The organism is Streptococcus lactarius (assembly GCF_016642265.1).
Taxonomy (GTDB): domain Bacteria; phylum Bacillota; class Bacilli; order Lactobacillales; family Streptococcaceae; genus Streptococcus; species Streptococcus lactarius.
On the sequence record NZ_MRXX01000017.1, the window covers coordinates 9,144 to 33,486 of the forward strand.

General features: G+C 41.9%; 22 protein-coding genes and 3 pseudogenes. 22 read left to right on the top strand and 3 right to left on the bottom strand.

Going from position 1 to position 24,343, the window contains the following annotated elements:
- Window positions 1–157: 157 nt before the first annotated feature.
- From BTU61_RS10395 to BTU61_RS09995, 14 genes and pseudogenes are all read left to right on the top strand, one after another.
- Window positions 158–295 (top strand): annotated as a pseudogene (locus BTU61_RS10395) (ZIP family metal transporter); the annotation flags it as partial.
- Window positions 272–431: pseudogene (locus BTU61_RS10400) on the top strand (zinc transporter); the annotation flags it as partial. The pseudogenes BTU61_RS10395 and BTU61_RS10400, both read left to right, overlap by 24 nt.
- A gap of 91 nt (window positions 432–522) precedes the next feature.
- Window positions 523–1,392, top strand: a complete 870-nt coding sequence (rfbA, locus tag BTU61_RS09940) for a glucose-1-phosphate thymidylyltransferase RfbA (RefSeq protein WP_200773398.1) — start codon at window positions 523–525, stop codon at window positions 1,390–1,392.
- Window positions 1,392–1,985: a dTDP-4-dehydrorhamnose 3,5-epimerase family protein gene (locus tag BTU61_RS09945; RefSeq protein WP_200773399.1), complete on the top strand. Its 594-nt coding sequence runs from the start codon at window positions 1,392–1,394 to the stop codon at window positions 1,983–1,985. The genes rfbA and BTU61_RS09945 overlap by 1 nt, the downstream gene beginning before the upstream one ends.
- A gap of 202 nt (window positions 1,986–2,187) precedes the next feature.
- Window positions 2,188–3,234 (top strand): dTDP-glucose 4,6-dehydratase, encoded by a 1,047-nt coding sequence (rfbB, locus tag BTU61_RS09950; RefSeq protein ID WP_200773400.1) that lies wholly within the window; start codon window positions 2,188–2,190, stop codon window positions 3,232–3,234.
- 107 nt (window positions 3,235–3,341) lie between these two features.
- On the top strand, window positions 3,342–4,373 hold the full coding sequence (locus BTU61_RS09955; RefSeq protein ID WP_200773401.1) for a hypothetical protein: 1,032 nt from the start codon (window positions 3,342–3,344) through the stop codon (window positions 4,371–4,373).
- A gap of 122 nt (window positions 4,374–4,495) precedes the next feature.
- On the top strand, window positions 4,496–5,548 hold the full coding sequence (locus BTU61_RS09960; RefSeq protein WP_200773402.1) for a hypothetical protein: 1,053 nt from the start codon (window positions 4,496–4,498) through the stop codon (window positions 5,546–5,548).
- Window positions 5,549–5,678: 130 nt separating this feature from the next.
- Entirely contained in the window at window positions 5,679–6,743 is a 1,065-nt protein-coding gene (locus BTU61_RS09965; protein WP_200773403.1) for a hypothetical protein, read from the top strand.
- A gap of 122 nt (window positions 6,744–6,865) precedes the next feature.
- Window positions 6,866–7,933, top strand: coding sequence for a hypothetical protein (locus BTU61_RS09970; protein WP_200773404.1), 1,068 nt, complete (start codon window positions 6,866–6,868; stop codon window positions 7,931–7,933).
- 140 nt (window positions 7,934–8,073) lie between these two features.
- Window positions 8,074–8,709, top strand: coding sequence for a uridine kinase (gene udk / locus BTU61_RS09975; RefSeq protein WP_200773405.1), 636 nt, complete (start codon window positions 8,074–8,076; stop codon window positions 8,707–8,709).
- Window positions 8,710–8,856: 147 nt separating this feature from the next.
- Window positions 8,857–9,354 (top strand): GAF domain-containing protein, encoded by a 498-nt coding sequence (locus tag BTU61_RS09980; protein ID WP_338058533.1) that lies wholly within the window; start codon window positions 8,857–8,859, stop codon window positions 9,352–9,354.
- Complete coding sequence (dnaX, locus tag BTU61_RS09985; protein ID WP_200773407.1) at window positions 9,354–11,030, top strand: DNA polymerase III subunit gamma/tau; 1,677 nt, start codon at window positions 9,354–9,356, stop codon at window positions 11,028–11,030. The genes BTU61_RS09980 and dnaX overlap by 1 nt, the downstream gene beginning before the upstream one ends.
- A gap of 38 nt (window positions 11,031–11,068) precedes the next feature.
- Window positions 11,069–11,269 (top strand): DUF3272 family protein, encoded by a 201-nt coding sequence (locus BTU61_RS09990; protein ID WP_200773408.1) that lies wholly within the window; start codon window positions 11,069–11,071, stop codon window positions 11,267–11,269.
- 211 nt (window positions 11,270–11,480) lie between these two features.
- The gene (locus BTU61_RS09995) at window positions 11,481–11,885 is read left to right on the top strand and encodes a glycosyltransferase (RefSeq protein ID WP_187540583.1); all 405 of its coding nucleotides are present in this window, start codon (window positions 11,481–11,483) and stop codon (window positions 11,883–11,885) included.
- Window positions 11,886–11,994: 109 nt separating this feature from the next.
- On the opposite strand, the gene birA is transcribed toward BTU61_RS09995, so the two are convergent.
- Together birA and BTU61_RS10005 are read right to left on the bottom strand one after the other, a co-directional pair.
- Entirely contained in the window at window positions 11,995–12,930 is a 936-nt protein-coding gene (gene birA / locus BTU61_RS10000; RefSeq protein ID WP_200773409.1) for a bifunctional biotin--[acetyl-CoA-carboxylase] ligase/biotin operon repressor BirA, read from the bottom strand.
- Window positions 12,931–12,938: 8 nt separating this feature from the next.
- The gene (locus BTU61_RS10005) at window positions 12,939–13,946 is read right to left on the bottom strand and encodes a LacI family DNA-binding transcriptional regulator (protein ID WP_200773410.1); all 1,008 of its coding nucleotides are present in this window, start codon (window positions 13,944–13,946) and stop codon (window positions 12,939–12,941) included.
- A gap of 208 nt (window positions 13,947–14,154) precedes the next feature.
- Between BTU61_RS10005 and BTU61_RS10010 the strand changes: the two genes are divergently transcribed.
- The 5 genes from BTU61_RS10010 to BTU61_RS10030 all read left to right on the top strand — a co-directional run bounded on the left by BTU61_RS10010 (window position 14,155) and on the right by BTU61_RS10030 (window position 21,249).
- A complete protein-coding gene (locus tag BTU61_RS10010; protein WP_200773411.1) occupies window positions 14,155–16,566 on the top strand; it encodes a glycoside hydrolase family 3 N-terminal domain-containing protein in 2,412 nt (803 codons plus the stop codon).
- A 243-nt stretch (window positions 16,567–16,809) separates the two neighbouring features.
- Window positions 16,810–17,988, top strand: a complete 1,179-nt coding sequence (locus BTU61_RS10015; RefSeq protein WP_200773412.1) for a galactokinase — start codon at window positions 16,810–16,812, stop codon at window positions 17,986–17,988.
- Window positions 17,989–18,000: 12 nt separating this feature from the next.
- Window positions 18,001–19,473 carry a UDP-glucose--hexose-1-phosphate uridylyltransferase gene (galT, locus tag BTU61_RS10020; RefSeq protein WP_200773413.1) on the top strand — a complete coding sequence of 491 codons (1,473 nt, stop codon included), beginning with the start codon at window positions 18,001–18,003 and terminating at the stop codon, window positions 19,471–19,473.
- A gap of 64 nt (window positions 19,474–19,537) precedes the next feature.
- On the top strand, window positions 19,538–20,536 hold the full coding sequence (gene galE, locus BTU61_RS10025; protein ID WP_200773414.1) for a UDP-glucose 4-epimerase GalE: 999 nt from the start codon (window positions 19,538–19,540) through the stop codon (window positions 20,534–20,536).
- Between the two features lie 128 nt (window positions 20,537–20,664).
- A complete protein-coding gene (locus BTU61_RS10030; RefSeq protein ID WP_200773415.1) occupies window positions 20,665–21,249 on the top strand; it encodes a DUF1307 domain-containing protein in 585 nt (194 codons plus the stop codon).
- Between the two features lie 398 nt (window positions 21,250–21,647).
- Here BTU61_RS10030 and BTU61_RS10035 read toward each other — a convergent pair whose 3' ends face one another.
- A complete protein-coding gene (locus BTU61_RS10035; RefSeq protein ID WP_200773416.1) occupies window positions 21,648–23,165 on the bottom strand; it encodes an ATP-binding cassette domain-containing protein in 1,518 nt (505 codons plus the stop codon).
- Window positions 23,166–23,399: 234 nt separating this feature from the next.
- On the opposite strand from BTU61_RS10035, the gene BTU61_RS10040 reads away from it, so the two are divergent.
- The 3 genes and pseudogenes from BTU61_RS10040 to BTU61_RS10050 form a co-directional block, all read left to right on the top strand.
- Window positions 23,400–23,543 carry an NADAR domain-containing protein gene (locus tag BTU61_RS10040; protein WP_275946252.1) on the top strand — a complete coding sequence of 48 codons (144 nt, stop codon included), beginning with the start codon at window positions 23,400–23,402 and terminating at the stop codon, window positions 23,541–23,543.
- A 132-nt stretch (window positions 23,544–23,675) separates the two neighbouring features.
- Window positions 23,676–23,885 (top strand): hypothetical protein, encoded by a 210-nt coding sequence (locus tag BTU61_RS10045; protein WP_031573799.1) that lies wholly within the window; start codon window positions 23,676–23,678, stop codon window positions 23,883–23,885.
- Between the two features lie 6 nt (window positions 23,886–23,891).
- Window positions 23,892–24,266 (top strand): annotated as a pseudogene (locus BTU61_RS10050) (transposase); the annotation flags it as partial.
- Between the last annotated feature and the right edge of the window lie 77 nt (window positions 24,267–24,343).

Consider the following 24,343-nt stretch of genomic DNA (forward strand, 5'->3'; position numbering starts at 1 on the left):
CTTGCTCGACAATCCAAAGATAATTGAGAGGCCAGGATTTCTGTCCCACTCTCTTTTTTTCGAAAGATCTTCCTTCATTCGGCTAAAAATAGTAGAATAGAACCAGTGAATCAACAAGAAAATGGGAGTTGTTATAAATTGGTTTCAATCGTAATCCGTGGTCTTTCAGGCCTTTCTCGCGGGATTGTTTACATGGGTCTGTACCATTGTCGGGTCAGCCATCGTCTTTTTCTTCAAGCACATTAGTCGAAAATTACTGGACATCATGATGGGCTTTGCGGCAGGTGCGATGATCTTCGTGGTAGTTGAGGAGTTGATCCCAGATTCACAGACCAATGGCAACACAGACCAATGGCAACACAGACGTGGCAACCCTGGGGCTTATGGTCGGCTTTGTCATTATGATGATCCTAGACGTCGCTTTGGGATAAATGAGATCACCTTGTACCATAGATGCAAGGTGACTTTTTTATATAAACATGATAAAATAAGAGTAATGACTACGTAGAAAGGCCTGTAATTATGAAAGGTATTATTCTAGCTGGTGGCTCTGGAACTCGCTTGTACCCATTGACACGCGCAGCTTCCAAACAATTGATGCCCATCTATGACAAACCAATGATCTACTATCCGCTTTCAACTCTAATGTTGGCGGGGATCAAAGAAATCTTGATTATCTCAACTCCTCAGGACCTCCCTCGTTTTGAAGAGCTTCTTGGAGATGGTTCTGAACTTGGCATTTCTCTCTCTTATGCAGAGCAACCAAGTCCTGATGGCTTGGCCCAAGCCTTCATCATTGGGGAAGACTTTATCGGTGACGATCATGTAGCACTTATTCTTGGGGACAATATTTTCCATGGAAATGGCTTAACAGCCATGTTGCAACGGGCAGAAGCAAAAGAAAAAGGGGCGACTGTCTTTGGATACCAAGTCAAAGACCCAGAACGTTTTGGTGTGGTTGAGTTCGATGATGAGATGAATGCCATCTCTATCGAAGAAAAACCAGAACATCCGAAATCTCACTTTGCGGTGACAGGACTTTACTTCTATGACAATGATGTGGTCGAAATTGCTAAAAACATCAAACCAAGTCCTCGTGGAGAGCTTGAAATCACAGATGTTAATAAGGCATATTTAGAGCGTGGAGATCTCTCTGTAGAACTCATGGGCCGTGGTTTTGCCTGGTTGGATACTGGAACCCACGAAAGCCTCTTGCAAGCTTCTCAATATATCGAGACCGTTCAACGCTTGCAAAATGTTCAAGTGGCCAATCTTGAAGAAATTGCCTATCGCATGGGCTATATTACCAAAGAACAAGTTCATGAATTGGCGCAACCGCTGAAGAAAAACGAATACGGACAATACTTGCTCCGTTTGATAGGAGAAGCTTAATGACAGAACAATTTTTCGGAAAAGAACTAGCAGCACGTAAGATCGAAGCCATTCCAGGTATGTTGGAATTCGATATCCCCGTTCATGGGGACAACCGTGGTTGGTTTAAAGAAAACTTCCAAAAAGAAAAAATGCTTCCTCTTGAATTTCCAGAAAGCTTCTTTGCGGAAGGCAAGTTGCAAAATAACATTTCATTCTCTCGTAAGAATGTTTTGCGTGGCTTGCATGCAGAGCCTTGGGATAAGTATATCTCTGTGGCAGATGAAGGTAAGGTCCTTGGAACTTGGGTAGACCTTCGGGAAGGCGAGACCTTCGGGAACACTTACCAAACTGTGATTGATGCTTCCAAAGGGATCTTCGTCCCTCGTGGTGTAGCCAATGGGTTCCAAGTTTTGACGGATAAAGTGGCTTATACCTACTTAGTCAATGATTACTGGGCATTGGAACTCAAACCAAAATACGCATTTGTTAATTACGCAGACCCAAGCCTAGACATCCAATGGGAAAACTTGGCAGAAGCAGAAGTCTCAGAAGCAGACAAGAATCACCCACTGCTCAAAGACGTCAAACCCCTAAAAGCAGAAGATTTGTAAAAATAAACCTTGCACAGTATTTTTGCGACTGCAAGGAGCCTGGTAGGATTGTTCCTGCCCTAGTGGAAACAAGATTGCCGTAGGGAATCTTGTAGGAAAATCCGGAGACTTCGGCTCCGGATTTAGCCATGAAACCGAAGGGTTGCTGGCGTCCCTCACTAGCCAAAGGAACAATCAAAAGAAAAAACTATTTGGAGAAAAAATGACTGAATACAAACATATCATCGTAACCGGTGGCGCTGGTTTCATCGGTTCAAACTTTGTTCACTATGTCTATAACAACCATCCAGATGTCCATGTGACAGTCTTGGATAAACTTACTTACGCTGGCAACCGTGCCAATATCGAAGAAATCCTTGGGGACCGTGTCGAGTTGGTTGTGGGGGATATTGCTGATGCCGAATTAGTCGACAAATTGGCTGCCAAAGCAGATGCCATCGTCCACTATGCGGCTGAAAGCCACAATGACAACTCCCTCAAAGATCCATCTCCATTTATCTACACAAACTTTGTTGGAACTTATACACTCTTGGAAGCGGCTCGCAAGTACGATATTCGTTTCCACCACGTGTCAACAGACGAAGTATATGGGGACCTTCCATTGCGTGAAGACCTTCCTGGACACGGTGAAGGACCTGGTGAAAAATTCACTGCAGAAACCAAATACAACCCATCCTCCCCTTATTCATCAACCAAGGCTGCTTCAGACTTGATTGTGAAGGCTTGGGTACGTTCATTCGGTGTCAAGGCAACGATTTCTAACTGTTCAAACAACTACGGACCATACCAACACATCGAGAAGTTCATCCCACGTCAAATCACCAATATCTTGTCGGGCATCAAGCCAAAACTATACGGTGAAGGGAAAAACGTCCGTGACTGGATCCACACCAACGACCACTCAACTGGTGTTTGGGCTATTCTTACCAAGGGTCGTATCGGTGAAACTTACTTAATCGGTGCTGACGGTGAAAAGAACAACAAGGAAGTGCTTGAATTGATCCTTGAAAAAATGGGTCAACCAAAAGATGCTTACGATCGTGTCACAGACCGTGCTGGTCACGATTTGCGTTACGCGATTGATTCAACAAAATTGCGTGAAGAATTAGGTTGGAAACCACAATTCACAAACTTCGAAGCAGGTTTGGAAGAAACGATCAAGTGGTACACCGACCACCAAGATTGGTGGAAAGCCGAAAAAGACGCTGTTGAAGCCAACTACGCGAAAACACAAAAAGTTTTGAAATAAGGAAGAGAGTCCAAGTAGAAAACCGCTTGGACTTTTCACTCGTTTTCAGTAAAAGCGGATGTATGATATAATGGAACATATTAGGTTTCAAATAGGAAGGATAGGATATGAACCAAAAAGATTGGGTTGACCATTTTGAAGCACTCTACAACCGTAAGCCAAGTATGCAAGAATTTCAAGAAGCGCGTGAAAAGGGGGAGTTTGTTGTGAACAAACCGGATACCCCTGCTTCAGCACCTGTCGCTCCGCAGCCGCAAGTGCAACCAACTGGCCCATCCGGTTATAATCAGCCGCTAGCAAGCCCCAAAAAGCCAAGGTTCCATAAGAAAACGGTCACAGGTCTATCGATCGCAGGGCTTGTCGCGGTCATTGCTTTGGTATGCTTCTTTTTCTTCTCAAGTGGACCGGATTTAGATGGAATTTGGCTTAACCCTAACTTAGCACCTGTTGCCTATGAGCTAAAAGGGAAAAAACAGACGATTAATATGCTATATTCCATAAATAAAATAATCAAGGGAAATGAAGCGAAAAAGGAATTTAATGAGAAACTATCTTCATACGATTTATCTAACTTAAAGAATTTGGCAGATGTTGATAAGAAGTTCCAATTAAAAACTAAAGAAGTCGTTATTGTTAAAGCAGATAAAAATGTACGTTATAACTTGCTTCAAGCAGATGGCACCAACGTAATTATTGATCAGGATTTTAAAGCACTAAAATATAATGATTCATCTGTATCAGAATTTAAGAAACAAGTAGTTTTCCAAAAAATTGAATTTCCAAAAGTTTTAGTTGGAAAATGGAAATTTTATGAGGACGGTACTTATACCATTTCAGACCATGGAATCATTAGCAAATCGGGTAGTAAGGAGAAAGGTTTTACATTATTTTATAGTCTGACGGATTTGAAGCGATTAAATAAATATAATAAAGATGACGACTATTCGGATTCAAAACTAAAAAGCCAGTTTGAACATATCCAAAAAGCTATTAAAAAGCAAGGTTACACTGTCACTAGTCCAGATGAAGTGTATAAAATGAATTATACTAATTATCTCGTCCCAGTAAATGGTGGAAAGACGCTTATTGCTCTTGATGACGATTTTAAAATTGTAAATAAAATACAGAAAGTTGAATAATAAAGGGACCGCATGGTCCTTTTTCTTTTTATCATGAATTTCCCCAAAAAAGCTCTAGACTCGCTGATTTGTGGTATACTATGACTAGTTTTTAGGGAAATCAATTTTTTAGGAGGATGATCATGAATCAGAAAGATTGGGTTGAATATTTTGAAGCGGTCAATGGCCGTAAGCCAAGTATGCAAGAATTTCAGGAAGCGCGTGAAAACGGTGAATTTGTTGTGAACAAACCGGATACACCTGCTTCATCACCTGTCGCTCCACAGCCACAAGTGCAGCCAACTGGTCCAGCCGGTTACAGCCAACCACTAGCAAGCCCCAAAAAGCCAAGGTTCCATAAAAAAACAGTCATCGGTCTCTCCATCGCAGGCCTTGTCGCAGTGATTGGCTTAGTCTGCTTCTTTTTCTTCTCAGGTGGGCCGGATTTAGATGGAATTTGGCTGACCGACACGGCTTCCAGACCTCTTGTCTACGAGCTAAATGGGAAAGAAAAGAAGCTCAATGGCGATTATCTAATTCGAAAAGTGATCAAAGGAAATGAAGCGAAAAAAGAATTCAATGATAAGCTCTCTTCATTAGATTCCTCTGCTATACAGACACTGGCCGATGTTGACAATCAGTATCAATTGAAGACCAAAGAAGTGGTTATTATCAAAACAGATGGCGAAACGTTTTATAATTTACTGCAGGAAAATGGCACAAATGTCATGCTTTCTGATAATTTTAAAGATCTCATTTATTATAGAAATGCTGTCCCGGAATTTAAGAAAATGACCGTCTTTAAAAAACTCGCATTTCCAAAGTTTTTAGTGGGAAAATGGGAAGTGGTCGAGGGAGAAAATGAAGAAGAAGAGGAAGATATTTTGCAATTATCAGATCATGGTATTTCGAAACGTTCCTCCAACAGTTATTGTAGCGCCGTTTATTCACTTGTAGATTCTGCTCGCATCAATAGTAGTGATGGGGATTCTCATTCTCTGGATGATAAAGTAAATACAGAATTCGAACATGTCCAAAAAGCAGTTGCAGAACAAGGCTACAAAATCAATAGTGCCAAAGATGTCTATAAAGAGTCTTATTCAAATTCTTATATTATTCCTGTAGAGGGCGGAAAGAAATTTATTGCTCTGGACAAAAACTACCATTTCTCTATAAAAGCTGAAAAAGTAAACTAATTTGAAGGGCCGATAGGTCCTTTTTCTTTTTTAGAGGCCATGAATTTCCAAATAATTTTCTTTGAATGGTAGGATTTATGGTATACTAATAATAGCTTTTTTAAAAAATTTCGTTTTTAGGAGGATCAAGATGAATCAAAAGGATTGGGTTGAGTACTTTGAAGCCCTCAATGGTCGCAAGCCAAGCATGCAAGAATTTCAAGAAGCGCGTGAAAAGGGTGAATTTGTCATTGAAAAGACCAATACACCAACTCAAGCAGGAGAACCTGTAACTATCGCTCCACAGCCACAAATGCAACCAAGTGGTCCTGCAGGCCATAGCCAACCGGTGCCAAGACCAAAAGGAGCAAAATTCAGCTTCACTAAGAAAACCGTCATCGGTCTATCCATCGCAGGACTTGTCGCAGTGGTTGCTGTAGTTTGCTTCTTTTTCTTCTCAAGTGGACCAAGCCTAGATGGCGTTTGGGTTCGAAATACCGATTCGAGTCCGGTCACTTATGAACTCACTGGAAAGAAACAAAGGGTGAATGGTGAAAAAACAGTTGATGATGTCCTCAAAGGAAATGAAGCAAAAAAAGAATTTGAAACAGCCCTCTCCTTGTTAGATTCAAGTGAAATCCATACGCTTGCGGATGTAGACAAGAAATTTAACTTGAAAACAACAGAAGTCATCATTGTCAAATACGATAAGCATGTCACTTATAATTTACTTCAAAAAGATGGTTCAAATGTTATCTTAAAAGATAGTGTATATGATTTAAAAAGTTATTCATCAAATTCGAAATCCTTTAAAGAGGATCTGGTTTATCAAAAAGTTGAAACTCCTAAAGTTTTGGTGGGTAAATGGAAAGTTACGGCTGATGAAAGTGATGAAACAAGAAAGGTTACGATTACCGATCATGGATTGATTTCCAGTGATTCTGAAACAAGCCAAGCTGCTTTCTACCCGATGGCAGATAAAGATTTTCTAGATGGCAAATCTGAAAAAAATAAATCAACAGATAAAAAAGTTCAAAAACAATTTGAGAACATTAAAGAAGAGATTGAGTCAGAAGGCTATCAAGTAAAGAGTGAAAAGGACGTCTATAAACAAGTAGGGTTAAATTATTACTTCGTATCAGTAAATGGTGGAAAAAATATTCTTGTCTTAGATAGTAGTTATCACGTGAATGCCAAGCTAGAAAAAATGAAATAATGAGAGGACCGCAAGGTCCTTTTTGTTTTTCATCATGAATTTCCTAAAAAATGTTCTGAACTCCCTGATTTGTGGTATACTATGACTAGTTTTTAGGGAAATGATTTTTTAGGAGGATGATCATGAATCAAAAAGATTGGGTCGAGTACTTTGAAGCGGTCAATGGTCGCAAGCCAAGTATGCAAGAATTTCAAGAAGCGCGTGAAAAGGGGGAGTTTGTAGTAGAACAAAAGGATGCATCTGCTCAAACAAGCAACAATCAGGCTCATAGTCGGGAAGCAGCTGTTGCACCTACATCCTTCGCTCAAGAGCAGTCATATCAGAAAATTTTGCAACCTGTTCCGGGGAAGAGAAAACCCAAGTTGTCTTTCAATAAACCAACAACGTTCGGTCTGGCCGTAGTCGCTATTGTTACTGCAATCACTCTTATTTGGATCTTTTTCTTTACAGGGACAAAAAGTCTGGATGGAATTTGGCTTAGCAACACGGATTCGATGCCAGTAGTTTATGAACTAAATGGAAAGAAAAAGAAAGTCAATACAACTCATCTGATCGAAAAAACGATCGAAGGAAAAGAAGCTAAAGATGAATTTATTCAGAAACTTTCTAAATTAAACTTACCGAATATGCAGACGCTAAAGGATGTCGATAAAAAGTTTCATTTGAGTACCAAAGAAGTAGTCATTTTTAAAACGGAAGGTTTAGTATTTTATAATTTGCTTCAGTCTAATGGGACAAATGTCATCTTCTTTGATGATTTAGCGGACCTAGCCTACTGTACATCCAATTTGTCAGAATTTAAGAAGAGAGCCGTTTTCCAAAAAATCGAATATCCTGACGTTTTGGTTGGAAAATGGAAAAACGTGTCTAATACTGACGATCATTTAGTTTTTCAAATAACGAAAAATGGCGCATCGAATACGGATGTCACTGCTATTTATCCACTTGTAGATACTGATCGTATCAATAATAAGAGTGGAAATTCCCATTCTTCGGATGATGAAATAAATGCTGAATTTGAAGAGGTTCAAAAAGAGATTAAAAATCAAGGCTACACAGTGAATAGTGCTAAGGAAGTATATAAAGAGGCTTATACTCATTCCTACATTGTACCTGTAGATGGAGGGAAGAAGGTTATTGTTCTAGATAAAGACTATAATTTTAAGTCGATGGTGGAAAAAGTGCAATAATGAGAGGACCGCGAGGTCCTTTTTGTTTTCTAAACTTCTGATTTAAAACTATTCAAGTCTGAGCTAAAATATGGTAGAATAAATAAGATATGTCTGAGGTGTTTGAATCTTTCAGACGAGTACAGTTATTGGAGTTAAACATGCAAAATAGACCGATTATTATTGGTGTTACTGGTGGTTCTGGTGGTGGAAAAACTAGTGTATCTCGTGCCATTTTGGCGAATTTTCCAAATGAAAAGATTGCCATGATTGAGCATGATTCTTATTACAAGGATCAAAGTCATTTGACCTTTGAGGAGCGGATCAAGACCAACTATGACCATCCGTTTGCCTTTGATACAGATTTGATGATTGCACAGATCAATGAACTGTTAGCAGGTCGCCCGGTGGACATCCCAACCTATGACTATGCTGCGCATACGCGTAGTAATAAGACCTATCGTCAGGAACCGCAGGATGTCTTTATCGTAGAGGGGATCCTTGTTCTTGAAGACAAGCGCCTTCGCGACTTGATGGATATCAAAATTTTTGTGGATACCGATGATGATGTTCGGATCATTCGTCGGATCAAGCGAGATATGGAAGAGCGTGGCCGGAGTCTTGATAGCGTTATTGATCAGTACTTGGGTGTGGTGAAGCCTATGTACCATCAGTTTATCGAACCGACTAAACGCTATGCGGATGTCATTATCCCGGAAGGTGTCAGCAATACTGTAGCGATCGATCTGATTACAACCAAGATTGAAAAAATCCTCCGAGAAGCGCGTGAAGGTTAAGACAAAACAGAGATAAGGACATGAGCGGATCTTATCTATCTAAATAATAGAGAGTGCGAAGAGAATTTTGAAGAAAATCACTCAATCGCACTCTTTTTGTCGCTTTCTAACTTAATTTTTGAGCAAAGATTTGGTATAATGAAAGGTATGAAACAATCGGAAAAAGAATCACAATACCAGCTCTTGCTGGCCCAGTTAGATGCTCTCTTAACGGATGAAACCAATGCTTTGGCCAATCTATCCAATGCTAGCGCACTCTTGAATCAAGCCCTACCTCGTTCAGTCTTTGCAGGTTTTTATTTGTATGACAAATCGGAATTGATCTTGGGACCTTTTCAAGGTGGAGTATCTTGTGTCCACATCGCACTTGGAAAGGGTGTCTGTGGAGAAGCAGCTCAAAAGCAAGAAACCATCATCGTCGAGGACGTCCACCAGCATGCCAACTACATTTCCTGTGATAGTCGGGCCATGAGTGAGATTGTGGTGCCCATGGTCAAGGATGGGCAACTCCTTGGGGTTTTGGATCTAGATTCAGAAATAGTCGCTGATTATGATCAGCTGGACCAAGCCTATCTCGAACAGTTTGTCTCTCTCCTGCTTGAAAAGACAGACTGGGATTTTAAGATGTTTGGAGTGAAGAGTTAATGTATCAAGCCTTATATCGAAAATACCGGAGCCAGACCTTTGGCCAATTGGTTGGCCAGCAAGTGGTGGCACGGACATTGAGACAAGCAGTGGAGCAAGATAAGATCAGCCATGCCTATCTCTTTTCTGGTCCTCGTGGAACTGGGAAAACCAGTGTGGCCAAGATCTTTGCCAAGGCCATGAACTGCCCTAATCAAGTCAATGGAGAGCCTTGTAACGACTGCTATATCTGTGAAGCCATTACCAATGGGAGCTTAGAAGATGTCATCGAGATCGATGCGGCCTCTAACAATGGGGTCGATGAGATTCGTGATATTCGCGACAAATCAACCTATGCGCCAAGTCTTGCTAAACACAAGGTCTACATCATCGATGAAGTGCACATGCTCTCTACTGGTGCTTTCAATGCCTTGTTAAAGACATTGGAAGAGCCAACGGAAAATGTGGTCTTTATCCTCGCAACAACGGAGTTGCACAAAATTCCTGCGACGATTCTATCACGGGTGCAACGCTTTGAATTCAAATCGATCAAACTGCCAGATATTGTTCACCATTTGGAAAGTATCTTAGCCAAAGAAAGCATTTCTTATGAAGCAGATGCTGTGCAGATTATCGCCCGGCGTGCTGAAGGTGGTATGCGGGATGCCTTGTCTATTTTGGACCAAGCCTTGAGTCTAACAGCAGGTAGTGAGTTGACAACAGCGATTGCTGAAGAGATCACCGGCTCCATCAGTCTTGCTGCTCTTGACCAGTATGTAGCTGCGATCCTAGCTCGTGATGCGACAGCGGCGCTGGACCAGCTCGCGATTATCTTTGATAATGGGAAGAATATGGCCCGTTTCGTCACGGACTTGCTCCAATACCTGCGTGATCTGTTAATTGTCCAAACAGGTGGAGAAAATACCCATGCTAGTGACTTGTTTGCGGCTAATCTATCGGTAGATCAAGCTCGACTATTTGCCCTTATTGATCAGGCGACGACCAGTCTAGCGGATATCAAAAACAGCTTGCAACCGCGCATTTATACGGAGATGATGACCATCAAATTGGCCGAAATGACGGGACAAACTTCAACGTCGGCCACTGTTGAAGTGCCTTCCAATGTGTTGGCTCAGCTAGAAGAGCTGAAGAAAGAAGTCGCTCAACTCAAGCAAGAAGTGGCCCAAGCTGGAGACAATCTATCTAGTTCCAAGCCACCAGTAACCCGCCCAACCAAGTCTAATAAGGCTTACCGGGTCGATCGAAACAAGGTCAATGCGATCTTGCAAGAAGCGGTTGAAAATCCAGAACTGGCACGGACCAACTTGATCCGGCTTCAAAATGCTTGGGGAGAGATTATCGAAAGTCTAGGAGGTGCAGATAAAGCCCTCTTGATCGGATCGCAGCCAGTTGCTGCCAATGAGAACCATGCGATTTTGGCTTTTGAATCGGCCTTCAATGCTGAACAGACCATGAAGCGGGACAACCTCAATACTATGTTTGGCAATATCCTCAGCAATGCTGCCGGTTTTTCACCTGAGATCTTAGCGATTTCTTTGGAAGAGTGGACTAAGATTCGAGCTGAATTTTCATCTAAAGCGCGTGGACAAAAGGCTGAAGTAGTCGCAGAAGAAGAGAGCGTCATCCCAAAAGAATTCGATTTTTTGTCTAATAAAATTACCGTACAAAACGATTAACTCATGAATTTTTTATAGATTCATGGTAGAATAGTTCTATGAATAGAAAACAATTTGCAGTGTTAGCAGTCTTTACTGCTCTAGAAACCTACTTTTTCAATGAGGCGACTATGGAGGGTCAAATGCTCTTTGCCCTCTTTTTGGCCTTCTTGATTTTGCGCAATCTCCAAACAGCCTATGTGGTAGAGAAAATTGCCAGTGCCATTGAAAAAGAAATCAACAAAAAAAGCCGAAAATAAAGAAAACCTTTTGAAAATGGAGTATCACATTTTCAAAAGGTTTTTTCTGATTCGGTGTATCCTGCAACCTGTCATTTATGGTATACTAGTTCTATGCAAATTTTCACTGATCCTATGAGTCTAGGGTTGTTTTTACAAGTGCGTGAAGGAATCCAAGTCTTTCTATAGGTGAAGAGAAAATAAAAAAATATTTTAGGAGTGTGAAAGATAAATGTCTAAAATGAAAAAAATAATTGCGATGGTTCTTCTTTCTCTTGGTTTGGTTCTGATTGCGGCTTGCAGTAGCTCTCCGGCTAAACTGGAAGGCAAATGGAAAGTCCAAACGGGCGATAAGAAAAATGGTGAGCTTGTTTTTACAAAAGATACTGTAACAGTTGATGGTGAAAAGTATCCCTATAAACAAAAGTCGATTGAAAGAAAAGAGGGGATTGTATACTACAAAATTGAACAAGATGGTGAGTCTTATTCAGTGATTTTCCCAGATCCGAATAAAAATATTGCCATCATGATTCAACCAACTTCAAAAGACAATGATTTGAGTGGCCTCTTGCTCTATGCCATGAATAAAAAAGAGAAACCAAACTACGAAGAGTATGCCAAGAAATACTTGAAATAGACTTGGGTGAGAAGATTAACATTTGAAATTATTACTGCGTCTTGTTCGACAATCCAAAGATAATTGAGAGGCTAGGACTTTTGTCTCAGCCTCTTTTCTTTACTTGTTTTCACCATTTGGTCAAGGAGATTTCACCGCTATTGAGCCAGATTTCTTTTTTCTTGTCCAATTGGACCAAGAGTTGGCCGGTATCGGAGATGTCTTTGGCGAGGCCTTGATAGGTCTGTTGGTTCTGCTCAAAGGTGACAGTTCGTCCTAGGACTAGGGAGCGCTCTTTATACAGGTAGACCAGCTCGTCGACATCCATTTGGAAAAATTCCTTCCAGATTTCGCAGATGAGGCTATTCCGAGTGATGGGGCAAGGACCTTCAAACAAGGAACCGGCCTTGGTTTTTAGCTCTTCTGGGAAAGTAGAGATAGCCATATTGAAGCCGACTCCAATAATGACATCTGTGACAAGACCGGTTTCAATCGAGGTAATGGCTTCCGTTAGGATACCGCCAATTTTCTTTTCACGGTAATAAATGTCATTGACCCATTTGATAGAAACATCTATCAAGGTCAAGTTTTTAATCGCTTTACAGATAGCTGCAGCGACCATGAGGGTATAAGGGGGGAGCCCCGCAGGTGGGAGTTGGGGCTTGAGATGAAGGGACATGTAGATACCACCTTGATCTGGACAGTAGTAGCTACGGCCAAATCGTCCCTTCCCTGCAGATTGAGAATTGGCTAGGTAGAGCGTATTGCCTTCATGATTGGCTTCCATCCCTAATTTGGCATCCAATTGAGTAGAGCTACAATGTTCGTTTAGAGAAACGTTCAAGTGGGTGTTGCTTGCGATCACTTCAGGTAGTAAAATGTCACCTGAGATGAGTCTATAACCTTTCTTTTTGAGGGATTCGATGACGACTCCCTCTTTTTCCAAGCGTTGGATGGCTTTCCAGATAGAGGTGCGAGAAACGCCTAACTCCTTGGCTAGTTGCTCTCCGTTGACGTAGTCATCTGCTTGGGATAGGGTTTGAAAAAGAATTTCGTGTGTTTTCATAGGACCTCCTAGCGACTGCTGTCTCGAATCGTCAGTTTGGTAGCTAATTTGACCATATAGGGAACACTTGGTTGGGTTCCTTGAAAGGTTTGCCATAGCATCTGAATGGCTTGCTTACCCATTTCTTCTGTATAAACTGTGACGGTAGAGAGGGCAGGGTAGACATACTTGGCGATCGAGGTATCATTGAAGGAAATGAGACTGACGCGATCAGGTACTGCGATTTGGTGCTCCTGAAGGGACCGAAGGGCCCCGACAGCTAAGGCATCACTGGCCATGAAAAAGGCCGTTGGCAAGTCGTTGCCCAGTGTTTGAATCAGCTGTTCCATCAGTTGGTAGCCAGATTCAGTCGAAAATTCTCCAACCGCGACAAAGCGTTCTTGGTAAAACCCTTTTGCGGTGAGGTATTGTTGAAAGGTCCGTTGACGCGGATCCATTAGAAGTGGGATAGCATCAGCAGTCTGTTCCCGACCAACCAAAAGCCCGATGTCCTCATGTCCCTTTTCAAGAAAGTGATCAAGAACCATGATAACAGAATCTTCTAGATCTGTCGTCACACAAGAATGCCCCAGATAGAGGGTGTTGCTATCGACAAAGATCAGGGGCTTGCCGTAGCTTTCCAGATCTTGAATGGTCTTGGGACTGAATTTCCCAAGCGCGATGATCCCGTCTGCCTCTTGCATCAAGGACCAATCATCCTTGCTGAAGATACGAATGATCTCATAGCCCAATTCTTGGGCCTGTCTTTCCAACCCTATCCGGATGGCGTAGTAGTAGAGATCGTCTAATTCTTCTTCGCGCGTGTACCATTCAAAGATAACGATTTTATGAGAGTCTAGGCCCGCTTGAGGAATTGTTTTTCGGCTTTTCTTTTGGTAATGCAGGTCCTCAGCGATGCGAAAAATCCGATTGCGCGTGTCTTCACTGACGGACAAGGTCTCGTCCAGATTGAGGACACGAGAGACGGTCGACTGTGAAACACCTGCTTTTTCTGCTATGTCTTTAATCGTTGCCATAGTTGTTCCTTCTTTTGCTTGCTACCTAAAGTATACTCTAAATACCAGTAAAAAGAAATAGATTTTACTAAATGTTTACAGGTCTGAATGAGCAAAAGGGATTATAAATAAGCAAATTAAAATAATAAATCATCATATTCAATATACGAAACCGTTTACATTGCAATTGAATAATGGTACAATATCTATGAAGAAAGGAGGTCGCTTTATGAAAAAAATCCTGTATCCATCTGCAGCCCTATTAACGGCTTTTGCTTTATTATCAGTCCAAACAGCAAAAGCAGATACAGCTCAAGCACCGGATCAAGCCAATGAACCGGCAGCAACAGTAGAAGAGGTTGTAGCTTCTCCAGCTCCAGAAACTTCCACAGAAAATCAGGGAGAAGTGGCCGAAACACCGACTACAACAGACCGTTCAGCCGTCCCTGCAGCCTCCCCAACGGTAGCATCGACAGAGACGACATCTCCTGAAGTGGAAAAATTGATTGAAAACATGCCACTCAAACAAAAGGTCACTCAAATGATTATGCCGGATTTCCGTAAGTGGCAGGAGGCGAATCAGGAGTCACCTCAAGATCTGACTAAAGTTAATGCTGAAGTAGCGGAAGCTATTGATAAATATGATTTTGGGGGCGTTATTCTTTTTGCTGAGAATGTGAAAGAAACCAAGCAGACCCTAGCTCTGACCCAAGATATGCAAAAGGCAGCCATTGAAAACAAGGCCAATAACGGAAAGATTCCGCTATTGTTAGCGATCGACCAAGAAGGGGGCATCGTCTACCGCTTAGGAACAGGAACAGCCCTTCCTGGAAATATGGCTATCGGAGCCACTAATGATCCCAAGCTAGCTAAAGAAGCTGGCCAAATCATCGGTCGTGAGTTATCTGCTCTCGGTTTAAATGTTGATTTTGCACCCGTGCTAGATACCAATAACAATCCACAAAACCCTGTCATTGGGCTTCGTTCCTTCTCCTCTGATCCAAACCGTGTTGCTTACTTAGGAATTCCGATGATGAAGGGAATTCAGGACTACAATGTGGCCGTCGCTGCTAAGCATTTTCCGGGTCATGGAGATACAGCGGTTGATTCCCATACAGGTCTCCCATTGGTGGATAAATCTCTTGCCGAACTTGAAAAATTAGAACTCCTTCCATTCAAAAAAGCTATGGATGCAGGTGTAGACCTCTTGATGACAGCTCATATCCAATACCCACAAATTGAAAAAGATCAGGTTGTGTCAAAAGAAACTGGTGAGAAAATCTATGTACCAGCGACACTCTCTGATGATATCTTAACGGGATTGGTACGGAAGAAATACGGCTATAAGGGTGTGATTGTCTCCGATGCCATGGGAATGGACGCCATCGCTAAGAACTTCGGTGAGGTGGAAGCTGTGAAGATGGCGATCAAGGCAGGAGTTGACCTGGTCTTGATGCCAACGACCCTTCGCAGTAAAACCGATTTGACCAAGATTGATACCATTGTCGATGAAGTGGTTCGTGCGGTGCAAACGGGTGACATCTCAGAAGATCGTTTAAATGAGTCGGTTCGTCGGATCCTCACCCTCAAAGAAAAACGTGGGGTCCTGAATTTTGATCCAAGTGCTCGCACGCCTGAAAAAGCTGAGGAAGAAGTAGGTTCCAACCTCAATCGTGATCTGGAACGCAAGATTGCAGCAGCAGCGGTGACAGTTGTAAAAAATGAAGACCATACCTTGCCATTTAAGGTCCAAAAAGGGGATCATGTCCTATTATTAGGAGCTTTTGAAAATGAAGTTCCTGGACTAAATTTGGGCATGCGTCGCTTAATAGCGGATGGGGTTCTTCCAAAAGATACCTCCTTTGTGGCGAAGAACTTCACCAAAGAATCCACGCTTGATAGTCTAAAAGAAGACCTCGAAAAAGCCACTCACATCGTAGTGATTTCAGAGATCGGCTATGAGGGGCAACTGGATAAAGATTTCTGGAGGACCAAGATCCCAACGGAAATCATCCATTATGCCAACACCAAGCAGAAGAAGGCAGCTATCCTTTCGATCTCCAAACCTTACGATGTAGCCAACTATCCAGCGGCTAAAGCCATTTTAGCAGTCTATGGAAATAAGGGAATGGATCCAACGGAATCTCTCAAACCAGACAATGCCTTTGGTCCGAATATTCCTGCAGGTGTGGAAGTCATCTTCAATGGTAAGGAACACATAGGTACTTTACCGGTGGATATTCCAAAAATTGTAGATGGGAAAATGTCGAAAACAGAGTATGCCTATCGCATTGGTCATGGCCTCTTCTATCCAGCACCTGCTCCATTACCGACCCCAGAAGCTTCGGATCCAACTCCATCAACACTCGATCCAACCCATCAGACAAAACCAGTAGTGGTTGGCAACACTGGAACACAGGTCCTTGCTAGCAAGCAAGAAAAAGTTCGTCCTCTTGATGGTCCACAAGTCACTCCGATTTCTGTGTCACATGACACTGCTCAGGCTCCTGTCAGTGTATCCGATAGTCCTGCTTCATCGGTATTGCCAAAGACCGGTCAAACCGAGAACATCCTAGCCCTTATGGGTGTTAGCCTCTTAACCTTCCTTGGATCTTTTATCTATCCGAGAAAGAAAAATTAAGGAATTTAGAATCTCAATTGGATGACCTCCTAATTGAGATTTTTTAGTAAAATTTTACTAAAATTCTCTATTTGCATCCAATGCATCTCTTAACCTATCTGATAAAGAAAAACCGAATTTATCAAGAGATTTTTTGTTGTTAATTTTTTCAATAAAATTTTACTAAAAATGCTTGAAAACAGTTATTATATTGTTTATAATACAGGTATAAAAACGTTTACAAAATCATTAAAGGAGTTCCCTATGGCTACACCCATTACTCGTCAGCAATTACGTGATCGCTTTCAAACCCTTTTTGGACTAGAAGCCGACCATACCTTCTTCTCACCTGGTCGGATCAATCTGATTGGTGAACACACAGACTACAACGGAGGACACGTCTTCCCGGCTGCAATTACCCTTGGGACCTATGGAGCTGCAAGAAAACGTGAGGACAAACTCTTGCGTTTCTTTTCAGATAACTTCAAAGACAAGGGGATCATTGAAGTCCCATTGGACAACCTTCATTATGAAAAAGAGCACAACTGGACCAACTATCCAAAAGGCGTGCTTCATTTTTTACAAGAAGCTGGCCACGTCATTGATACCGGGATGGATGTCTATGTCTACGGCACGATTCCAAATGGAGCTGGACTCTCCTCTTCAGCCTCACTTGAGCTCTTGATTGGTGTGATCGCTGAAAAGCTGTTTGATCTCAAGTTGGATCGCCTCGATTTGGTCAAGATCGGAAAACAAACGGAAAATCACTTCATCGGGGTTAATTCTGGTATCATGGACCAATTTGCCATCGGTATGGGGGATGATCAACGCGCTATTTATCTAGATACTAATACTTTAGAATATGATCTGGTGCCGCTTGATCTCAAAGACAATGTCGTGGTCATCATGAATACCAACAAACGCCGTGAATTGGCTGATTCCAAATACAATGAACGCCGCGCCGAATGTGAAACAGCTGTCTCTGAACTTCAGGCAAAATTAGCTATCCAAACTCTTGGAGAATTGGATATCTGGACCTTCGATGCCTATAGTTATTTGATCAAAGATGCCAATCGCATCAAACGGGCTCGTCATGCTGTACTTGAGAACCAACGGACCCTCCAAGCCCGTAAGGCACTTGAAGCAGGTGATCTGGAAGGCTTTGGTCGTCTCATGAATGCTTCCCACGTATCCTTGGAGCATGATTATGAAGTGACAGGGCTAGAATTGGATACCTTGGTACATACTGCCTGGGAACAAGAAGGCGTCCTGGGCGCTCGTATGACCGGAGCAGGCTTTGGTGGTTGTGCCATTGCCCTTGTCAACAAAGATAAGGTTGAGGCTTTTGAGGAAGCTGTCGGCAAACGCTATGAGGAAGTCGTTGGCTATGCGCCAAGTTTCTACATTGCAGAGGTTGCTGCGGGGACACGGGTACTTGATTAAAAAGGAGATAGGATGACAGAACTGGTATTAGATGCATTTGTCACAGCCATCATTGATGCAAGTGACTATGAAGAGATGGATCGGATTTATCTAAAAAACCGCGTTATGAGTCGCATTGGAGAAGAAGGGTTAGACGCCCCAGCTCATCAGGCTGACTTGATCGCGCTCAAAAATCAGTTGGTGGAGCTTGCAGTCGCTAATAGTAAGATTCCAGATAGCATGGCCGCAAAAGACAGTCTGGGTGCGGAGTTGATGGATTGGGTCACCCCCAGTCCGAGTCAGGTCAATCGTCGTTTCTGGGAGACCTACCGTCAGTCCAAGGAAGATGCGATTGCGGATTTCTATGCCCTCTCTAAGCACAATGATTATATCAAGGTCAATGCCATTGCAAAAAATATTGCCTTCGAGACAGAGACCCCTTATGGGACGATCGAAATTACCATCAATCTGTCAAAACCTGAAAAAGACCCCAAAGACATTGCGGCTGCTAAAAATGCCAAGGTGCGTCATTATCCTGCTTGTCAATTGTGCTTTGAAAATGAAGGCTATCAAGGTCGTCTAGACCATCCAGCCCGGGCCAATCACCGGATTATCCGCTTTGATATAGCGGGGCAGGAGTGGGGCTTCCAGTATTCTCCTTATGCTTACTTTAACGAACACTGCATTTTCCTTTATAGTCAGCACATCCCCATGTCTATTAACCGCAAGACCTTTGAGCGACTCTTGACCATTGTCGAGACTTTCCCAGGTTATTTTGCAGGTTCTAATGCCGATCTCCCAATTGTAGGAGGTTCTATCCTAACCCACGAACATTACCAAGGTGGTCGACACACCTTTGCCATGGAGCTGGCTACTGTGGAGGAAAGCTTTACAATTTCGGGATTTGAAGCCGTGTCACTAGGAATTGTCAACTGGCCTATGTCGGTTCTCCGCTTGCAATCGGATGACAAGGCGCAATTGATTGAACTGGCAGACCATATCTTAGAAAGCTGGCGAGGTTACTCGGATCCAGCTGTGCAAGTCTTAGCCACATCTGACGGTCAACCCCATCATACCATTACCCCCATTGCACGAATCCGCGATGGGCATTATGAACTGGACTTGGTGCTCCGTGACAACCAAACCTCACCAGAGCATCCAGATGGCATTTACCACCCACATGCGGATGTCCAACACATCAAAAAAGAAAATATCGGCCTGATCGAAGTCATGGGTCTAGCCATTTTGCCACCTCGACTCAAGGAAGAGCTCAAGCAGGTCCAAGATTATCTGCTTGGACGAGAAAGCAGTGTGGCTAGTTACCACCAAGACTGGGCGGATGACTTGAAAGCCACTCACCCATCCATCACAGACGAAGTAGAGGCAGAGGCCCTTGTCCGTGAATCAGTCGGTCAGATCTTTGCGCGCGTGCTGGAAGATGCCGGTGTCTACAAGCGAACAGCAGAAGGCCAAGCAGCCTTTAGACGCTTTGTCGCGACACTTTAAGTGTGGAGAAGAGGCAGAAATTTGGTACAATAAGAGAGAAGATAAAAAAGCGAAAGGAAAACAAATGGCAATACTCGTACTCGGAGGAGCTGGCTATATCGGTTCCCACATGGTAGACCGCTTGGTCAATGAAGGACAGGAAAAAGTCGTGGTAGTAGATAGCCTGGTCACAGGCCACCGTGCAGCGGTGCATCCAGATGCCGTCTTTTACCAAGGAGACCTGGCGGATCAAGACTTCATGCGCAGGGTTTTTAAGGAACATGCAGATATCGATGCGGTCATCCACTTTGCGGCCTACTCACTGGTAGCTGAGTCTATGGCTGATCCTTTGAAATATTTTGATAACAATACAGCTGGCATGGTCAAACTCTTGGAAGTCATGCATGAATGTGGGGTGCACTACATCGTCTTTTCTTCAACCGCAGCCACCTATGGTATTCCAGAAGAAATTCCGATTCTTGAAACCACTCCACAAAAACCGATCAATCCATATGGCGAAAGCAAGCTCATGATGGAAACTATTATGCGCTGGGCCGATCAAGCCTATGGCATCAAGTATGTGCCCCTCCGTTACTTTAATGTAGCGGGTGCTAAGCCAGACGGATCAATCGGTGAAGACCACGGACCAGAGACCCATCTCTTGCCGATCGTCTTACAAGTAGCCCAAGGCAAACGCGAGAAGATTTCTATTTTTGGAGATGACTACAAGACACCAGATGGGACCAATGTTCGGGACTATGTCCACCCATTTGACTTGGCAGATGCCCATCTGCTTGCGGTGGAGTATCTCAGAAAAGGGAATGAATCGACTGCCTTTAATCTGGGCTCATCGACCGGATTCTCTAATCTTCAAATCGTTGAAGCAGCCCGCAAGGTGACAGGACATCCGATCCCACTTGAGATGGCTGATCGTAGACCAGGAGATCCAGATACCCTGATCGCATCATCTGAGAAGGCGCGTGCGATTCTCGGCTGGCAACCAAAATTTGACAATATCGAAACCATCATCCAAACAGCCTGGGCATGGCATTCCAGCCACCCAGATGGCTACAATGATCGATAAGGAGGGGGCTGCGAACATCATTTTTGAGGCTTTTCTAATAACATCTAAAACGACAGTTGATCTTGCTACATGACTCGTTTCAGACGTCAGTCATTTCCTTAACCATCATAAAAAGCGAGGGATTCAAAATGAATAAAACCACAAAAATGTTAGCCGTCTTCTTGACAGCGGGTCTTCTTTTAGCTGGTTGCGCACAAAAAGAGACTACAAAATCTACTAGTCCATCGTCTACTAAAGCGACCAGTAAAGCAACAAGCAAATCATCTGCTAAAGAAAAGAAAAAAGAGTCATCAACTGATGAAAGCAAAAAAGAGGATGCACTAGCAGGTGCACAAAAAACTGTTCTCGAAACGAGTGATGAAGCAGGTAAGTCAACTGTAACCTTGTATTACAAGGGAGATACCTTGTTAGTACAAGAAAAAGTTGATGATTACGACGTCTCAAAAGTGCCTGGTGCGAACCCCCTTGAATCCATGAAAGAAGCCGTTGCTAAGAGCCAAGAAAAATTCAAAGATCTGATGGGCCACGGATTTGAACTGACATCAGAATACAAAGACGGAATCTTTTATATTCGCAATACCATTGATTACACAAAAATTGATTTGAAAAAATTAAAAGAAATCGTATCAGGCTTTAATCCGCTAGATGACAATACAGTCAGTTATTCAGTAACGAAAGAAAGTCTGATCAAGGGCGGTATGGTCGAAAAATAAACAAAATGGAGAGCAGTTCAGTTTGCTGCTCTCTTTTTGTTTTGGTATGAATTCATGGCCATATTTTGGTAGAATAGGATTTAAACAAAAGTAAGATTAAAGAATGATTAGCAATTGTATGAAGAAAATCTTTAGTTGAGTGATTACAAGGAAAGAAATCCACTGACGATTCGGAAGTATTGAGAAGATCAATATAGTTTACTTATACACTGATCAAACGATTCATCCCTTTTGAAATTAGAGATGTAATGGAAGGGGTTGAAAGAAATACAATTAAGTACAAAAAAAGAGCATTTATGATAATGGAAATGCTCTTTTTGGGGTTAAGATGACCTCAATCTATCTGTGCCTGATGATGTATTGATCATGATAAAACAAATCTTCGTTAGAAGGCAAGTCTATTCATTTTTTTGAATGATTAGTTTTCCAGCTCTAATTTCCCAGACTTGGTCAAAGTTCTTCAGTGCTTCATTCTGTCGGTGTAAGGTAATGATGACAGCACACGGTAAGTCTAGTACTTTTTTCAATTCTGCCTCGAACTGACGAGCGTCCAAGGCTGAAAAAGGTTCATCCATAATAACTAATGGACTCTGACGGTTTTTTTCTCGATTGAGGTACATGCGTTGTTGTTGACCACCTGACAGGGATTGAGGAGGTGTTACTTCAAACTCCACATCCTTAAACTCTGCAGAGAAAGTATTGAATAGCGTAACATTATTTTCATAACTAGAGATGAAGCTATGCTCTTGTTGCAAAATCAAGCCAAATCTTCCCCAAAGCTGATTTAGAGGAAGATCATTCAGCAAAATCTCGCCTTGGAAATCCTCATCCGTACCATTTAAAATATTGAGTAGGCTACTCTTACCTGATCCGTTCTCTCCAATGAGGGCAATCTTATCTCCTTTATGAATGGTGGCAAAAGAAATCTTTAATGTTGATTCCCCAAGTTGTTTAGAAAGATTCTTCAATGTGATTGTTTCAAAAGAAAGCTGTGGTGCCTGAATTGAAGATGGATGCTTAACAATAGTTTGAAAGCTTTTAATTACAGGCTTTACCGACTCCAACATTTGCAGATCGTAAAGGATTTCTTGAATTGGTTCTGAGAAGGCTGTAATATAACCAAAACTGGCCACCACCTCAGGGATACCAATTTGCTGATGATATAGAGAGTAAGCTAGATAGGAAAAGAGAATAAGGCTAATGAATTCAAAAGAAATACCCGTCAAGAGAATACCTGTAATTTTAGTCAAACCATACCTAAGATATTTGTCCTGCAAGTTTTTGAGGGAACTTCTTTGTTGCTCTATAAAATGAGGTAGAGTGAGTTTGTTAACTAGGTGATGTCCTCGGAATAGATCCTCCAAGGTCCGATAATAATCACCTTGCTTTTCAAGATATGTCTGTCTACGCTTCGCAGTCAATTGACCAACGATCTTTGGAATTTGAATACTGATAGCCGTTGAAATCAGTAGGATCAGCGCCACTATAGGATTGATCGTTCTGGTAATAATGATGGTATAAATCAAAATTCGTAGAATCTGCTTAAAAAAACTCATCAATGGAGGTAGATAATCTTTTTCCAGTGAATCAAGATCATTAGATTGATAAGAAATGTATTCTGCGACTGTTTTCTGCTTGAAATCATGGTGGGCAAGTCCCAAAAGAGATTGAAACCAGTCGTTCTTTAGATTTGTCGAAAAGAGAATGGCCTGTTTCCAGTCAAGTCGCATTTGGATGTAGTTGCAAGTTAGGTAACCTATAACTGCGATGCAATAACCTGCCAAAGCTATTTGATAGTGGCTACGAATTAACTCTTGTGTAAAGTATGGAAGAAGAGCAGTACAAATATTGGACAGTCCACTAAAGAGAAAATTAAAGAAAAGATACCAGCGCAGAGGCTTAAGGTATTGAAGCATAGACGAAACTCCTTGATAAAGCTATAACATAAAAACTGATAATGAAATAATGGCACTGTTGCATCAATGAGCAAATAGGGGCATTATTTAGAAACTTTTATTTTTGTAAAATATAACTAAATTATAGCATATGATGAAGTCAGTTTATTAATTTGAAAGAAGTTTTTCCATGTATTTCTCAAAAAAATTTGATATTAGGATGATTCTGTAGGCGTGTTCATTTAAACAAAAGAATTGCTAGCAACAGGAGATGCCATCCTCATCGAACATACACGAAATGACGACTACTGGGCTGATGGGGGAGATGGCTCTGGAAAGAACAAGCTAGGCCTTCTCTTAATGCAAGTACGGGAAGAGTTGAAAAAATCTATCCTGTAAGATCTCTCCTCTAGCTATTCCATTTAACAGTCTGGGTTTGGTATAACAGTCAACTAGATAGTTACAATGATCAACAGGAGATATTCCTGAAGGTGTAATGTAAGATATTAGTGAAAAGATCGGAGAACATACATGAAATATAGTAAACTAGGCTGGGAAGAAGTTAGTAAGTTTGAGGAAATAAAAGGTTATGGACAACATATTTGGCGACATCATGAGAAATATTTTTTTGTTACAGATGAAGGGGGAATAGCTGAACAGAGGGTAGTCTATGAATTACCATTAGAACTATTTCAATCACCCTACCAAGTTTTTCTGAGTTACTTGAAAAGTCTAACTTAATTTGACAATTTAGGCAATAAAGAAATCCTAGACAAGCTTTTGAGCTATTCAGAAGACTTGAAATACCACTATAATCTCTATCAGCTCTTGCTTTTTCACTTTCAGAATAAGGAACCAGAGAAATTTTTTGGACTCATTGAAGACAATATAAAGAAGGTTCATTCTCTTTTTCAGACTGCATTTCTAAAGGACAAAGGGAAAATCATCAATGCCCTTCAGTTATCCTATTCCAACGCAAAATTGGGAGCGACTAATAATCTCATCAAACTTATCAAACGCAATGCCTTTGGTTTTCGGAACTTTGAAAACTTCAAGAAGCGAATTTTCATCGCTCTGAATATCAAAAAAGAAAGGACGAAATTTGTCCTTTCTCGAGCTTAGCTTTTCTTCAACCCACTACAGTTGACAAAGAGCCGTAGATTTTAGGTATTTACCTTGTCTACTTAAGAGGTATCATA

Excerpts from the sequence above, each read along its gene's own strand:
- rfbA (WP_200773398.1), top strand. The coding sequence starts at position 523 with ATGAAAGGTATTATTCTAGCTGGTGGCTCTGGAACTCGCTTGTACCCA.
- BTU61_RS09945 (WP_200773399.1), top strand. The coding sequence starts at position 1,392 with ATGACAGAACAATTTTTCGGAAAAGAACTAGCAGCACGTAAGATCGAA.
- rfbB (WP_200773400.1), top strand. The coding sequence starts at position 2,188 with ATGACTGAATACAAACATATCATCGTAACCGGTGGCGCTGGTTTCATC.
- BTU61_RS09955 (WP_200773401.1), top strand. The coding sequence starts at position 3,342 with ATGAACCAAAAAGATTGGGTTGACCATTTTGAAGCACTCTACAACCGT.
- BTU61_RS09960 (WP_200773402.1), top strand. The coding sequence starts at position 4,496 with ATGAATCAGAAAGATTGGGTTGAATATTTTGAAGCGGTCAATGGCCGT.
- BTU61_RS09965 (WP_200773403.1), top strand. The coding sequence starts at position 5,679 with ATGAATCAAAAGGATTGGGTTGAGTACTTTGAAGCCCTCAATGGTCGC.
- BTU61_RS09970 (WP_200773404.1), top strand. The coding sequence starts at position 6,866 with ATGAATCAAAAAGATTGGGTCGAGTACTTTGAAGCGGTCAATGGTCGC.
- udk (WP_200773405.1), top strand. The coding sequence starts at position 8,074 with ATGCAAAATAGACCGATTATTATTGGTGTTACTGGTGGTTCTGGTGGT.
- BTU61_RS09980 (WP_338058533.1), top strand. The coding sequence starts at position 8,857 with ATGAAACAATCGGAAAAAGAATCACAATACCAGCTCTTGCTGGCCCAG.
- dnaX (WP_200773407.1), top strand. The coding sequence starts at position 9,354 with ATGTATCAAGCCTTATATCGAAAATACCGGAGCCAGACCTTTGGCCAA.
- BTU61_RS09990 (WP_200773408.1), top strand. The coding sequence starts at position 11,069 with ATGAATAGAAAACAATTTGCAGTGTTAGCAGTCTTTACTGCTCTAGAA.
- BTU61_RS09995 (WP_187540583.1), top strand. The coding sequence starts at position 11,481 with ATGTCTAAAATGAAAAAAATAATTGCGATGGTTCTTCTTTCTCTTGGT.
- birA (WP_200773409.1), bottom strand. The coding sequence starts at position 12,930 with ATGAAAACACACGAAATTCTTTTTCAAACCCTATCCCAAGCAGATGAC.
- BTU61_RS10005 (WP_200773410.1), bottom strand. The coding sequence starts at position 13,946 with ATGGCAACGATTAAAGACATAGCAGAAAAAGCAGGTGTTTCACAGTCG.
- BTU61_RS10010 (WP_200773411.1), top strand. The coding sequence starts at position 14,155 with ATGAAAAAAATCCTGTATCCATCTGCAGCCCTATTAACGGCTTTTGCT.
- BTU61_RS10015 (WP_200773412.1), top strand. The coding sequence starts at position 16,810 with ATGGCTACACCCATTACTCGTCAGCAATTACGTGATCGCTTTCAAACC.
- galT (WP_200773413.1), top strand. The coding sequence starts at position 18,001 with ATGACAGAACTGGTATTAGATGCATTTGTCACAGCCATCATTGATGCA.
- galE (WP_200773414.1), top strand. The coding sequence starts at position 19,538 with ATGGCAATACTCGTACTCGGAGGAGCTGGCTATATCGGTTCCCACATG.
- BTU61_RS10030 (WP_200773415.1), top strand. The coding sequence starts at position 20,665 with ATGAATAAAACCACAAAAATGTTAGCCGTCTTCTTGACAGCGGGTCTT.
- BTU61_RS10035 (WP_200773416.1), bottom strand. The coding sequence starts at position 23,165 with ATGCTTCAATACCTTAAGCCTCTGCGCTGGTATCTTTTCTTTAATTTT.
- BTU61_RS10045 (WP_031573799.1), top strand. The coding sequence starts at position 23,676 with ATGAAATATAGTAAACTAGGCTGGGAAGAAGTTAGTAAGTTTGAGGAA.